The sequence below is a fragment of the Caulobacter sp. GW456-12-1-14-TSB4 genome (assembly GCF_059424195.1).
Map to the genome: position 1 here is coordinate 44,353 of NZ_JBWKZF010000011.1, position 14,217 is coordinate 58,569.

Sequence of the window (14,217 nt, forward strand, 5' to 3'; positions counted from 1 at the left end):
GGCTCGACATGATCCGAGGTTTGCGCCTGGCGCTCGCGTTGCTGGCCCTCTCGTGCGCGCCGGCGATCGCCGCTGTCCCTAGCGCGATCCTCACAGTTGAGCCGGTCTACACCAACGCCCCCTACCCGCAGTCGCACGCCTCGACGATCGTCGAAACCACGGCGGGCACGATCGCGGCGGCCTGGTTCGGCGGCACGCACGAGCGCAATCCGGATGTCGGCATCTGGTTCGCGCGCCGGATCGACGGGAAATGGCAGCCAGCCCGCGAGCTGGCCAATGGCGTCCAGCCGGACGGCAAGCCGCGCCTGCCGACCTGGAACCCCGTGCTGTTCCAGGCGCCAAAGGGCGACCTCTTCCTGTTCTACAAGGTCGGCCCCAGCCCGCAGGACTGGTGGGGCATGGTCATGACCTCGGCCGACGACGGCAAGACCTGGAGCCAACCCGCGCGCTTGCCCGACGGCATCCTGGGTCCGATCAAGAACAAGCCGGTCGTGCTGGCCGACGGGACCTGGCTGTCGCCGACCAGCACCGAAAAGTCCGAAGGCGTCACCCAGGCCGACGGCGGCGGCTGGAGCCTGTATTTCGAGCGCAGCGAGGACGGCGGCCGGACCTGGACCAAGACCGCCCCGGTCGGCTCGCCGCTGAAGATCGACGCCATCCAGCCCAGTATCCTGTTCCATCCGAACGGCGTGCTGGAGGCCGTGGCCCGCACCCGCCAGGGCGCTCTGGCCCAGACCTGGTCGAAGGACAACGGCAAGACCTGGAGCCCGCTCTCGACCATCGACCTGCCCAATCCGAACTCGGGCACGGACGCGGTGACCCTGGCCGATGGCCGCCAGCTGATCGTCTACAATCACGCGGCCCAGAAACCCGAGACGCCCGGCAAAGGCCCGCGCTGGCCGCTGAACGTGGCGGTCTCGAAGGACGGGATCGCCTGGCGCGAAGTGCTGACCCTGGAGAGCGAGCCCGTCCCCGACGGCTACGCCTACCCGGCCGTGATCCAGGCGCGCGACGGCAAGGTGCACGTCACCTACACCGTCAACCGCCGGGGCATCCGCCACGTGGTGATCGATCCGAGCAAGCTGCCCTAGCCGCGCAGGGCGCCGCGCACGGCCAGCGCCGTCAGCAGCTCGGTCGGCCCGCGCGGACGGTCCAGGCCCAGGCGCTTCAGGGCCGGCTCGGCGTCCGCCTCCCGCTTGAGGCCGCGCAGGGCGAAGCGCGCCAGGTCCATGGGCCCGGCCGCCTTCAGCTTGCCCAGCGTCGGCAGCAGGCTCTCTTCCAGCGGATCGAAGTCCGAGCCGAACGGCAGCAGCGGCGCATGGCCCGCCGCCTTGGCCGGCGCCAGGGCCTCGGCCAAACGCTCCGGCGTATTCCGCGTGAACTCGACCGGCAGAGCGTAGCCGCGTTCCAGCTTGCCCGAGGCCTTGGCCTGCTCGATCAGCGCCGGCTGGAAGCGGCTGTCGGCGACCTTCAGCAGGGCGACGATGACGTCGCGATCCGTCCGGCCGCGCAGGTCGGCGACGCCGTACTCGGTGATGACGATGTCGCGCAGGTGGCGGGGGATGGTGCCATGGCCGTAGGACCACAGGATATTGGAGCTGGCCTTCTTCCCGGCCCCACGCACGGCGTCCAGGGTGATCACCGACCGCGCGTCTTCCAGCGCGAAGGCCTGGGCCACGAAGTTGTACTGCCCGCCCACGCCGCTGACGACGCGGCCGTCCTCCAGCCCGTCGGAGACCGCCGCGCCCAGCAGGGTGACCATCATGGCGGTGTTGATGAAGCGCGCATCGACCCGGGCGACACGCTTGGCGGCCTCGTCGCCGTAGAGTTCGTTGATGCCGGATATCGCCTGCATCTGGAACTTGGCGCGGTCCGCCGCCGGCATCTCGCGCAGTGCGTCGTAGAAGGCGCGCGGGCCCAGGAAGAAGCCGCCGTGCAGCACCGCCCCATCGACCTCCCGCTTGAGGACGCCGGCCTTCCACAGGTCGAGCAGACAGTCGACGAACATCTCGGTCGCCGCGTAGAGGCCTTTCTCGAACGGCTCGGCGTGCGGGGGCGCGGCGCCCAGCCGCTGGACGGTGTCGCGGAAGGCGGCCGGATCGCGATGGCGGACGATCAAGCCCTGAACCACCGCGTCGCTGATCGAGCCGATGCCCATCTGGATCGTGCCGCCGTCGGGGATCAGGCCCGCCGCGTGGAAGCCGATCGCGTAGTGGGCGTCGGTGATCGGCTCCTTGGGCGGGGCGAACAGCGGGAAGTCGTGGCCGTCCAGCACATGGCTGAACGCCGAGGCCGGCAGGTCGCCGTCGCCCGGCATGAACGGCAGCTCGTCATTGACCTGGCCGACCAGCAGGAAGTCGGCCTTGCCCGCCGTCCTCGCGGCCAGCAGGTCCAGCGTGATGTCGGTGTTGCACGACAGGCTGTAGCGGTCGCCGTCCTGGGCCACCAACTGAGCTACGACATTGACCCCGCGATCCATCAGATAGCCGGCCGCGTGGGTGTAGTTGGCCGAGATGTAGCTGCGCTGGGCGCTCTGCACGTTCAGCCGCGTGCCGGCCTGGAAGAAGAACTCGTCGACCTGGATGTTGTCCGGCAGGGCGTCGCGGCGCTGGACGTCGGCATAGGCCAGGGCCGGATAGCCGCCCAGGGTGCGCTCGATCACCGGGCCGAGGAAGGCCGCCTCCAGCGCCGACTTCGGACGCGGCGGCTCCAGGGTCAGGGCGGTGAAGATGTGCAGGTGCAGCGAACGATCGGCCATGGCCCGCGCGAACAGGGCGTTGGCCACGTGGTTGGCCTTGCCCAGGCCCAGCGGCAGGCCCAGCACAATACGGCGGCCGACCTTGGCGATGATCGCATCGACCAGGCGTTCGGGATCGGTGAAGCGGTCCGTCATGCCTCCAGCTTGGACCAACCTTCCGCCGGCGAGAAGCGTTCGCCGTACTTACGGGAGAGCTCCTCCAATCGGGCCTTCACCTCGGCCACGCCGCGTCGGCGGGCATAGTGCAGCGGCCCGCCCCGGAACGGCGCGAAGCCGGCGCCGAAGATCATCGCCGCGTCGATGACGTCCGGATCCTCCGAGACGCCGTCGCCCAGCAGGGCCGCGCAGGTGTTGACCAGCGGCAGGATCAGGCGGTCGGCCATGTCCGGATCGGGCTCGGCGGCGTTGGGGGCCTTGTTGGGATGACCGCCCTTCCAGACGTAGAGCCCCTCGCCGGTCTTCTTGCCCAGTTGCTTGTGCTCGACCTTGTCGCGCAGCCATTGCGGGGCGTCGGGCATGTCCCACTTCAGCTCGCGCTTGAGCATGTCGGCGACGGCCAGGCAGATGTCGAGGCCCACCTGGTCGGCCAGCTCGATCGGGCCCATCGGCATGCCGAACCGCTCGGCGGCCTTGTCGATCGTCTCCTTGGCCACGCCCTCGTCCAGCATGGCCATGGCCTCGACCAGATATGGAGTCAGGGCGCGGTTGACGATGAAGCCCGGCGCGCTCCTGGCCGGGGCCGGCAGGCGGTCGATGGTCCCAACGAAGGCGCGCGCCGCCGTCTCGACCTGAGCGTCCAGGCCGTCGTGGCGCACCACCTCGACCAGCTGCATCCGCGAGACCGGGTTGAAGAAGTGCAGGCCGACCAGCCGCTCGGGCCGTTGCAGGCCCTCGCGCAGCGTCTCCAGCGGGATCGACGAGGTGTTGGTGGCCAGGATCGCGCCCGGCTTCATCAGCGGCTCGATCTTGGCGTAGAGGCCTTGCTTCAGCTCGACCTTCTCGGGCGCGGCCTCGATGACCAGATCGGCCGAACGCGCGCCTTCGCCCTTGAGATCGGGGACCAGACGGTCCAGCGCGTCGCGGACCTTCAGCGGATCGTCGTGGCTGATCTTGCCGTAGAGCTCGGCGGCCCGCTTGATCGCGCCTCCGATCGGCTTGGCGTCGACGTCGGTCAGGGTGACGGTCAGACCGCTCCAGGCGCACCAGGCGGCGATGTCGCCGCCCATGGCCCCGGCCCCGATCACGTGAACGCGGGAGATATTCCCGCCCTCGCCCGCCAGGCTCTTGAGCTTCTCGCGCAGGAAGAACACGCGGATCAGGTTCTGCGCCGTCTCCGACACCATCAGCCGGGCGAACGAGCCGATCTCGGCGGCCTTCATCGCCTCGAAGTCGCCGCCGTGGCGCTCCCAAAGCTCGATCAGCGCGGCGGGGGCCGGATAGTGCTCGGGCGGAGCCTGTTTCTTGGCTTCTTCCCGCATGCGGCCGGCGGCGATGCGGCGGGCCGGGGCGCTGTCCTTGAGCTTGTCGATCAGGCTGTGGCCTTCGGCGTGCAGTTCGCCCCGCACCGCCGCGTGCACGGCCGCGCGGACGTGACGCTCGGGCACGATGGCGTCGACCAGACCCAGGGCCTTGGCCTTCCTAGCGGCGATCGTCTTGCCGGTCAGCATGAAGCTCATCGCCTGCAAGGGATCGATCAGCCGCGTGAACCGCGCCGTGCCGCCCAGGCCCGGATGCAGGCCCAGTTGCACCTCCGGGAAGCCGAACTTGGCGCCGTCGATGGCGATGCGGACCTTGCAGGCCAGCGCCACCTCCAGCCCGCCGCCCAGGGCGTAGCCGTGGACCACCGCGATGGTCTGGTAGGGCTGGCTTTCCAGGCGGTCGGTGATGGCGTGGGCGCGGGCCATGCGTTGCTCGACCTCGCCGACGTCGCTGGCGCCGCGGAACTGGCTGATGTCGGCGCCGGCGATGAAGCCCGACGGCTTGGCCGAGCGGATGACCAGCGCGACGGGACGGTCGGCTTCCAGCAGGTCGAGGATCTGGTCCAGCTCGACCAGCACCGCGTCGTCCAGGGTGTTGGCGCTGGCGTCGGCCTTGTCGAGCACCGCCCAGGCGACGCCATCGGGGCCTCGCGCCAGCCGCCAGTGCGTCAGGCCGTAGTCGTTCATCGGCGCGGGCCCCAGGTCGAGGTCGCGGGGCTTAAGGAGGGTCAGGGCGCGGTCTTGCATGGCCATCTCCTCAGACCCGCTCGATCAGCATGGCGCCGCCCTGGCCGCCGCCGATGCACTCGGTGGCGATCCCGCGCTTCAAGTCGAGGCGCTCCAGGGCGTTGATCAGATGCAGCACGATGCGGTTGCCGCTGGCGCCGACGGGGTGGCCGAGGGCGACCGCGCCGCCATCGACGTTCAGGCGGTTGCGGTCGATGGTTCCCGCCGCGCCGGGCAAGCCCAGCACCTCGCGGCAGAAGTCTTCGTCCTCCCACGCGGCCAGGCAGGCCAGCACCTGGGCGGCGAAGGCCTCGTTCAGCTCCCACAGCTCGATGTCTTGGAGCGAAAGGCCCGCGCGCTGCAGCAGCGGCGTCGAGGCCAGCACCGGCCCCAGGCCCATGATCGACGGATCCAGCGCTGCCCACTCACTGTCGAGGATCACGGCGCGGGGCTTGAGGCCATGCTTCTTTACGGCCTCCTCCGAGGCCAGGATCACCCAGGACGCGCCGTCGGTGATCTGCGAGCTGTTGCCGGGCGTGACCTTGCCGAAGGGCCGCTCGAAGGCGGGCTTGAGGGTCGCCAGCTTCTCGACGCTGCTATCGGGCCGCACGCCGTCGTCGTGGTCATAGACCGTGCCGTCGCGGGCGAAAGCCGGCTCGACCTCGCCGGACAGCCAGCCGGCGCTCTGGGCCTTGGCCAGGCGCTTGTGGCTCTCAACGGCATAGGCGTCGGCGGCCTCGCGGCTGATGTCGAAAGAGTGGGCCAAGACCTCGGCGGTCTGGCCCATGCCAAGATCGGTGATCGGGTCGGTCAGGCCGCGCTCCAGGCCGATGACCGGCTGCAGCATGTCGGGCCGGAAGCCAGCCATGGCCCGGACCTTATCGACCGGAGCCTTGGCGCTCTGCAGGGTCGATAGCCACTCGACGGCCGTCTGCTTCAGCACCAGCGGCGCGTGGCTCAGCGCCTCGGCCCCGCCGGCCAGGATCAGGTCGGACGAACCCTCGCGGATATAGCGATAGGCGGTGTCGATCGACTGCATGCCCGAGCCGCAATTGATGGCCACGGTGAAGGCGGTCATCTGCGGTCCGCAGCCCAGGCGCAGGGCGGCGACGCGGGCGGGGTTCTGCTCGTCGGCGATGACGTTGACGCAGCCCAGGATCACCTGGTCGAAGGCGTCCGGCGCGAAGGGCTGGCGCAGCAGCAGCGGCCGGCCGCACTGGACGGCGAGGTCGACGGGGGTGAACGGCCCCGGCGCGCCTCTAGCCTTCAGGAACGGCGTCCGCGCGCCATCGACGATATAGACAAGCCGGCTCATCACGCTCCCCGCACTCGGTCACGGAGGTGAAACGCCGAACGGCCAAGGTCGCTCCCGCCTAGCGCGAAAACCGCAGGATGGTCGTGGCGTGGAACGGGGCCCCGGGTCGCAGCACGGTCGACGGGAAGGCCGCCTGGTTGGGGCTGTCGGGCAGGTGCTGCATCTCGAAGGCGAAGCCGGCATATTTCGGATAGGTCGCGCCGCCCGGCCCCTTCTCGGTCCCGTCGAAACCGTTGCCGCTGTTGATCTGCACCGAGGGCTGGTCGGTCAGCAGGGTGACGCGGCGACCGCTGGCGGGGTCCTCCATCCAGGCGACCCTGCGCAGGCCGGGCTTGGCGGCGCGGAACACGAGGCTGTGGTCGAAGCCCTGGGAGGGCGACAGCAGCGGATCGTCCAGCTTCATCGCCTCGCCCTCGCGTCGGGGCTTGCGGAAGTCCAGCACCGTCCCCGCTACCGACGGCAGCTTGCCCGACGGGGCCTTGCGGGCGTCGACCTCTGCAAAGCGGTCGGCGTCGAGCCAAATGGTCTGGTCTCGGACGTCGCCGCTCTCCGCGCCGGCCAGATTGAGGAAGCCGTGGTTGGTCAGGTTCAGCACCGTCGGGGCCGAGGTCCTGGCGGCGTAGTCGATGTGCAATTCGTTGGCCTTGCGCATCAGCCGGTAGGTCACGGTGATGTCCAGCGCGCCGGGAAAGCCCTGGTCGCCGTCGGGGCTGTGCAGTTCGAAGGCCACGCCCACCGACTGGGCGTCGCTGACCGCGTGGCTGGTCCAGACCCGCTTGTCGTAACCGTTCGGGCCGCCGTGCAGGGTCATGTTGTTGTTGCCGGCCGGCAGGGCGTAGGGCTTGCCGTCGACGGTAATCCTGGCGTCCGTGATCCGCCCGGCATAGCGGCCGATCGCCGAAGCCCAGCGCCGCGCGCTCGCCTCGTAGGCGGACACGCTGGGCAGGCTGAGGATCACGTTCTCGAACTTGCCGGCCCGGTCGGGGGCGCTGATCAGGGTCAGGGTCGCGCCGTAGTCGATGGCCGCGACGGTCATGCCCAGATCGTTGCGCAGGATCGTCTTCTCCACCGGCACGCCGGCCTTGGTCGCGCCGAACGGCTCGCGCTTAACGTCGGCGGCCTGGGCCGAGGAGGCGAGCAAGGCGGCCAGGCCCGCCAGGAACAGTCTACGCATCGATCCAGAGCACCGGTTGGCGGAGGGGGTAGTTGCGGATGATCTCGGCCTGCGTCGGGTCCGGGTCAAGCTTGCGCCAGAGATCCAGATAGTCCGGCCGTTTCAAGGCCAGACCGCCGAACAGCAGGCTGGGCTGACGGACGGGCCAGCCGTCCCAGGCCTCGACGTCGGGGGGCTTCGGCCAGGTCTTCTTGTCGGCGATGAACGGGGCCATGTAGGCCAGCGCATCGGCGATCGAGCCACCGGTCGCGCCCCTGTAGGTCCAGAGATTGTCGCCCGGCGTCGACATCACGTGGGCGCAGGCGGACAGGACATCCAGGTTGAACAGGCAGTAGCCGTAGGGCTTGGTGCGGACCAGCTCCAGCGGCTGGGAGCCGTCGGCGGCGATCTGGCCAGGGACTAGAGTCTTGATCCGGCCGCGCGCCACGTTCAGCTCGGCCTTGCGACCGGTCAGCTTGGCGAACGCGGCGGCTTGCAGCGCCCAGCAGGTGCCGTGGTTGTTCTTCTGGTCGCGTTCGTCGACGCCATTGGCCGAGGTGTTCAGCCAGGTCAGGTAGGCGTCGAACCAGGCCACGGTCGGGGCGTAGACGCCGACCTTGGGCCGCGCGGCCTTGAGCACGCCGACGGCGCGGGCGACCTCGACGAGATGCAGGGTGTCGATGACGCCGATGCCCCTGCCCGTGTTCACGCCGATGATCGCCTGGGCGTGCTCCAGGTTGGGGTTCATGCGGGTGTCGGGCGCGACGAACCAGGCCTGCAGGTGCTTTTCGGCATGCTCGGCGTAGCGGGCGTCCTTGGTCACCTTGTAGGCCGCCGCCAGGGCCGGCAGCTGGACGCCCAGGCGGATCACCGCGTCGCGATGGGCGGTGAACTTGTCGGGGTTGGAGTAGCCGTCCTTGCGGATGTACGGCCCCTGCGGATTGGCCGGATCGGGCCACCAGTAGTCGGCCTCGGAATAGTAATCCTGGCGGCTGCCGGGGCTGCGCGGCGCGGCGAAGGCGGTGATCGTCACCGGCTGCTCGGCCAGATAGCGGTCGGCCGCCTTGAGGATTCGCGCGCGGTCGATGGCGGCGATGTCGAGCGGGGCCGCGGCGGCCGTCCCGAACGCCGTCAGCGCCAGGGCCGTCCCGAGGAAGAAGTGGCGTCGGTTCATAAGTACGCTCCGAACGAAAGCGAGGGCGACGCGAACGCCGCCCTCGCGGATTTGACTAGTACTTCACCTGGGCGCGGACGCCGAAATAGCGCTCGCTGTCGCGGCCCGGCTTCCAGTTCACCGCCAGGGTGGCCGGGGTCGCCGTGCGGCTGAAGTTCCAGGCGTTGTCGCGCCCCTTGGTCAGGGCATAGTTCTTGTCGAACAGGTTGTTGGCGAAGACGCTGAGCTTCCAGTTGTCCTTCTGGACGCCGGCGCCGAGGTTGAAGATGCCGTAGGCCTCCTGCACCGCGTCCGGGTCCTGGACCAGGCTGAAGGTCACGTCCGACTGCCAGCGGTAGGACGCCTGGACGAAGGCGCCGTACTCGCTGTTCAGACGCCAGTCGTACTGACCCGTCACCGTGCCGGTCCATTTCGGGGCGTTGGGCAGGGTCTTGCCCGACAGGTTCTGACGGCCGCCTACGCAGCCCTCACCGGCGGTCTGGGCCGCGTAGCAGGGCGCGTTCAGGAACGTGTCCATGCGGGCGATGTTGTAGGCGCCGTTGGCGTTCAGGGTCAGGCCGCCGGCATAGATCGCCACCTCGGTCTCGACGCCCTTGGACGTCACCTTACCCAGGCTCTGGAGGATGTTCTGGCCAAGATCCAGGTCGCGGCTCTGGGCCTGGAAGTGACGATAATCCTCGAAGAAAGCCGTCATGTTCCAGGTCAGGCGACGGTCGAAGAACGAGCTCTTGAAGCCCCCTTCGTACGACTTGCTGGTCTCGGGCGGCACCGGCTGGCGCGAGGCCACGCAGTCGGCGACCGGCAGGCCGAAGCACGAGCCGGCCGCCGTGGTCGGGGTGCGCGTGGTCAGGATGCTGGTCAGGTCGTAGGCCAGGCCCTTGTAACCCTTGGCGGCGTTGGCGAAGACCATGAAGCCCGGCGTGAACCGGTACTGCACGGCGGCCTTGCCGGTGACGACGCTGTCGCTGTCGCAGGTCGAGATCTTCAGCGACGGGGTCGGCGTGTTGGTCGAGCAGCCGGGCTTGCCATAGGTGACGCCCGTGTCGCGATCCAGGAAGTCGTAGCTGAGCTTCTCATGGTGATAGCGCAGCCCACCGATCACGGTGAGCTTCGGGGTGATGTCGTATGAGCCCTGCGCGAAGGCGGCGTAGGTCTTGGACGTCGAGTTGGTCAGGTAGCTGGAATAGACCAGCGAGTTGGTCGTCGGCAGCTGCTGCTGGCCGTTGAAGATCACGCCGTTGAAGCTGCCGTGAGTGTTGGAGCCTCGGACATAGTCCCGGGTGCTGTCGGTCTTGCTGTAGAACAGGCCGGCCACGTAGCGGAACGCGCTGCTGTTCGAAGAGGTCAGGCGCAGTTCCTGGGTGATGGTCTTGACGTCGAACGAGCCGCCGTCGCCCACCCCGCCCTTCGGCGCGGCCGCGAAGTTCACACCGCCGACCGTCAGGGTGCTGAAGTCGAAATCGCTGGAGTCGGAGTCCTTGAAGTCCTCCAGGCGGTACTTGTCGTAGGACGAGATCGACATCAGCGAGCCGCCGTTCGGCAGGTCGTAAACGAGGCGCAGACCAGTGCCGTAGTCCTCGGCGAAGCCTTGCGTGTCGAGATCCAGGCGCGTCAGGCGATTGTTTGGCCCTGGCGTGATGCCGGCCAGGATGGTCGAGGCCGGCAGGTTGGCGCGGCTGAAGGTGACGCCGGGGCTGAGGAAGTACTGGGCGGGCGCGCAACAGGTGCCCTCGGTCTTGGTGTAGTACGGCGACAGGGTCGCGGTGAAGCGATCGGTCGGGGTCCAGGCGATCTTGCTGCGCACCGTGTAGTCGGTGGTGCCGTTCTGCCAGTTGCCGGTCGTCAGGTTCAGGATGTTGCCGCGATAGTGGCTGTAGTTGGCGGCGACACGCACCGCGACGGTGTCGCTGACCGGGCCCGAGACGCTGGCCTGCAGGCGGCGCTCATGGTCGTCGGTGACCAGGGCGTCGGCCTTGGCGGTGAAGGTCTTGCTGGGCGCTTCGGTGGTGATGTTGACGACGCCGGCCGAGGCGGCCTTGCCGAACAGGGTGCTCTGCGGACCGCGCAGCACTTCCACCTGCTGGACGTCGACGAGGGCGGCGAAGGCGGCGGCCTGGAAGGCTTGGGGCACGTCATCGATGACCACCGCCACGCTGGGCTGGGTGGCGATCGAGAAGGCGTAGGTGCCGATGCCGCGGATGTTGATGCTGTTGTTGGCCGGCTGGGTAGTCTTGGAGATGGTCAGCGACGGCGCGGCGCGCGGCAGGTCGTCGAAGTCGCGAACATTGCCGCGCTCCAGATTGGCGGCCGTGACCACCAGCACCGAGGACGGGACGTTCTGGATGTTCTGGGCCTGTTTGGTGCCGGTGACGATGATCTCCTCGACCGTCGAGGTCGGAGTGGCGTCTTGGGCATAGGCGGCGCTAGCCAGGCAGCTCAAGGCGGCCGTCGCCAGCAAGATCGACTTGCAGGACATGGTTTTCTCCCCCCTTCCGTTTTTATGATCGGCGACCGCGCTGGAAGGGTTGCGCGGTCGCTGCCCTGCCGCGTTTCCCGCGGTGCGAACCCCAAGGGTCGAACCCACGGTACGCGACGGATAAAGGGGTCCCGCGTCCCCGCGGCGGCTTAGCCGGGGGATCATCTGTCGGTCAGGAAATCCGCGCTTGGGAGGCGATGGGGAGTCCTGGAACCGACGGACCGCGATGAGGCGGCGGGACAGGTGTCGATCCGGCGGGGATAGGATGAAGGACCCGCCGGACCGAGTAGGATCAGAAGCGCAGGCGGACGCCGGCGTAGATTTGCGCGCCGTTGTCCGAGACCTCGGTGATGGAGTCCTCGCCGGCCTTGTACATGACGTCCCGCGTGTTGGTGACGTTCAGCGCCTGGAGCTTCAGCTGCACCTGCTTGGTCACGTCATACGACGCCGACAGGTTCAGATAGCCCGAGCCCTTGGCGCTGCGGTTGGTGCTGCTGTTGGGCTTGAAGTAGCTCGAACGGTAGCGGTACGAGGCGCGCAGCGAGAGCTTTTCGTTCTCCCAGTAGACCGAGCCGTTGCCGGTGTATTTCGACAGGCCGTTCAGACCGGCCGTTCCCATGTACGGGGCGACGGTCGACGGATCGGGGATCTCGAAATTGGCCTCGGTGACCGCGAAGCTGCCCTGCACGCCGAACCCGCTGAGGATGCCCGGCAGGTAGGTGAAGGCGTGATTGCCCGAGAACTCGATACCGTAGAGGTCGCGGGTTTCCGGGTCGTTGGCCGGCGCGACGGCGTTGAAGGTCACCAGCTGGCCGTTAGCCATGATGCTGGTCTCGCGCGGCTCCTGGGCGTCGAACGCCGCGCCCTTCAGCATCTTGTAGTAGGTGGCGATCGCGAACGAGGTGTCGCGATTGACGTAGAACTCCAGCGAGGCGTCCAGATTCCAGCCGCGGATCGGCTTGAGGTCCGGGTTGCCCGTGGTGCTGTTGGCCAGCACGCCCTGCACCGTGGTGGCGGTAGTGTCGGCCAGCGGGTTGATGCCGACGTTGAAGTCCTCGATGCCCGAACGCGACAGGGCCTTGTAGCCAGCCAGACGCAGCTTCACGACGTCGGTCAGGTCGAAGGCGACGTTGACGCTGGGCAGGAAGTACTCGTAGCCGCCCGTGCCTTCGATCTCCTGCAGCGGGGTGCCGGGCGTGCGGACCACGGTCGCGGCGGCGCCGCCGACCGACGGGGTCACGGTGACCTCGCCGCGGAAGCCCTTCGACAGCACGCGAGTGCGGACGTAGCGGACGCCGGCGTTACCCGAGACGGGCGTATCGCCCAGCTGGGTGCGGAAGTTGGTCATCACGTAGGCGGTGCTGATCCGCTCGCGGATGTTGGAATCCGCCGGGTCCGGCGAGTTGGACGGCAGTACGAAGCTGTCCTTGCCGGTATAGGTCTTGAACAGGCAGTCATTGTCGAACAGCGCCCACTTCTGGACGTTGGTCTTGCCGTCCATGAAGTTGGACGTCGAGAACGGCACGCGGCAGTTGGCGTTGGCGTCGGCGACCAACTGGGTCGGGGTGCGGCCGTCATAGGTGACGGGAATGGCCAGGTCGTTGTTGTTGTTGGCGTCCTGGGTGCGGCGGTGGTCCGACAGGCGGCCGCCGACCTTGATGCTCTGGAAGAAGCCGTCACCCAGGTCGTAGGTCACGTCGGCTCGCACGGCGCCGATCTTGTCGAAGCGGTCGGTGACCAGGCGATACCGCGCGTAGTTGCTGTTGCTGGTCGGCGTGCCGAACAGGAAGTTCGACGGATCGGTGATGTCGAAGTTGGTGAAGGTGACCGAGGGCACCTCGTCCGTCGTACCGTCCAGCGTATAGGCCACGCGCGACTTGGAGCGCATGTTGGTGGCCTTCTGCAGTTCAGTGCGGTGCGACTGCGAATAGGACAGGTCGCCGCTGATCGTCAGGCGATCCGTCGGCGTCCAGGTCACCGCGCCGCCGCCGCCGATGTACTTTTCGTTGCGCTGGCGATTCTCAAGCTGCACTTCCAGGGTCGAGCTGCCGTTGTACTTCAACAGCGCGCCGGGGCTGGCGTCATTGGACACGCCGCCGACGACCAGCGGCTGGATGCCGGCCAGGCCCTGCGTGATGGCCAGCTGGTTGCGGTACTCACCGCTCTTCCGCGTCGAGTATTGGCCGTCGATGCTGATGTCGAGGTTGGCGGTCGGCTTCCACTGGAACGTGCCCATCAACGCTTCGCGCTTCTCGTCCGTGACCTTGGACTGGAAGGTGCGCGAGCTAGTGGCGAAGTAGCGCGGACCCAGCGTCGCACCGGTTGGCGCGGTCGTGGCGTTCGAGCAGTTGGCCGTCGAGGTCGCGGGGGCCGTGGCGTAGGTGGTGCACGGCACGAAGGCCGAGTTGGTGATGTAGTAGTCCTCGGGCGTGGCCTGATCCAGGCGCTGATAGCCCAGGCTGACGCCCATCTCGCCGAACTTGGTGTCGAAGCTGTCGGTGTAGGAGATGTTGCCGCGATAGCCGAGGCCGTTGTGGCCACGGATGTCGTCGTCCTTGGGCAGGTAGGCGCCGCGCACTTCCATCTGGATGCGACGCTTGCCGTAGTCGATCGGGCGGATCGACTTCAGCTCGATCACGCCGGCGATGCCGCCGTCCAGGAAGTCGGCCTGCTGCGACTTGTAGACCAGCACGCCGTTGACCAGCTCCGACGGGAACTGCTGGAAGGCCACCGAGCGGTCGGGACCGGCGGTCGAGACCTCGCGGCCGTTGAAGGTGGAGAAGCTGAGGGCCGGGCCGAGGCCGCGCACCGACAGTTCGTTGGCGTTGCCCTTGAAGCGGTCGGCGGTGACGCCGGTGATGCGCTCCAGCGTGTCGCCCACCGAGTTGTCCGGCAGGGCGCCGATCTCGTCGTTGACGATGCCGTCGACGATGACACTGGCGGTGCGCTTGGTCTCGATCGAGCTGCGCTGGGTGGCGCGCGACGAGGTGACGACGATCTCGTCGACGGCCGCGCTGTCGGCCTGCGGGGCTGGCGCGGTCTGAGCCAGGGCCTGGGCCGGCAGGATGATCGCCGCGCTGAGCAGCAGGCTACGGTAGAACGTTGATTTCATAGGTTTCCCCTTCCTTTTTTGGTTG

8 protein-coding genes are annotated in these 14,217 nt (G+C 68.2%); 1 reads left to right on the plus strand and 7 read right to left on the minus strand.

The genetic code is table 11. The annotated features are described in order from the left end of the window. The first annotated feature begins 8 nt into the window (after positions 1-8). A complete protein-coding gene (locus tag AC07YH_RS12525) occupies positions 9-1,091 on the plus strand; it encodes a sialidase family protein (RefSeq protein WP_494747313.1) in 1,083 nt (360 codons plus the stop codon). Here AC07YH_RS12525 and AC07YH_RS12530 read toward each other — a convergent pair. From AC07YH_RS12530 to AC07YH_RS12560, 7 genes are all read right to left on the minus strand, one after another. After that, positions 1,088-2,893 carry an acetyl-CoA hydrolase/transferase C-terminal domain-containing protein gene (locus AC07YH_RS12530; protein ID WP_494747314.1) on the minus strand — a complete coding sequence of 602 codons (1,806 nt, stop codon included), beginning with the start codon at positions 2,891-2,893 and terminating at the stop codon, positions 1,088-1,090. The two genes, AC07YH_RS12525 and AC07YH_RS12530, sit on opposite strands and share 4 nt — an antisense overlap. Continuing rightward, positions 2,890-4,983, minus strand: a complete 2,094-nt coding sequence (locus AC07YH_RS12535) for a 3-hydroxyacyl-CoA dehydrogenase NAD-binding domain-containing protein (RefSeq protein ID WP_494747315.1) — start codon at positions 4,981-4,983, stop codon at positions 2,890-2,892. The genes AC07YH_RS12530 and AC07YH_RS12535 overlap by 4 nt, the downstream gene beginning before the upstream one ends. A 10-nt stretch (positions 4,984-4,993) precedes the next feature. Continuing rightward, positions 4,994-6,277: an acetyl-CoA C-acetyltransferase gene (locus AC07YH_RS12540; RefSeq protein ID WP_494747316.1), complete on the minus strand. Its 1,284-nt coding sequence runs from the start codon at positions 6,275-6,277 to the stop codon at positions 4,994-4,996. A 58-nt stretch (positions 6,278-6,335) separates the two neighbouring features. Beyond that, entirely contained in the window at positions 6,336-7,451 is a 1,116-nt protein-coding gene (locus tag AC07YH_RS12545; RefSeq protein WP_494747317.1) for an aldose epimerase family protein, read from the minus strand. After that, the gene (locus tag AC07YH_RS12550; RefSeq protein ID WP_494747318.1) at positions 7,444-8,604 is read right to left on the minus strand and encodes an alginate lyase family protein; all 1,161 of its coding nucleotides are present in this window, start codon (positions 8,602-8,604) and stop codon (positions 7,444-7,446) included. The genes AC07YH_RS12545 and AC07YH_RS12550 overlap by 8 nt, the downstream gene beginning before the upstream one ends. Before the next feature lie 55 nt (positions 8,605-8,659). Further along, entirely contained in the window at positions 8,660-11,080 is a 2,421-nt protein-coding gene (locus tag AC07YH_RS12555) for a TonB-dependent receptor (protein WP_494747319.1), read from the minus strand. 292 nt (positions 11,081-11,372) lie between these two features. Continuing rightward, positions 11,373-14,192, minus strand: coding sequence for a TonB-dependent receptor (locus tag AC07YH_RS12560; RefSeq protein WP_494747320.1), 2,820 nt, complete (start codon positions 14,190-14,192; stop codon positions 11,373-11,375). Positions 14,193-14,217 lie beyond the last annotated feature (25 nt).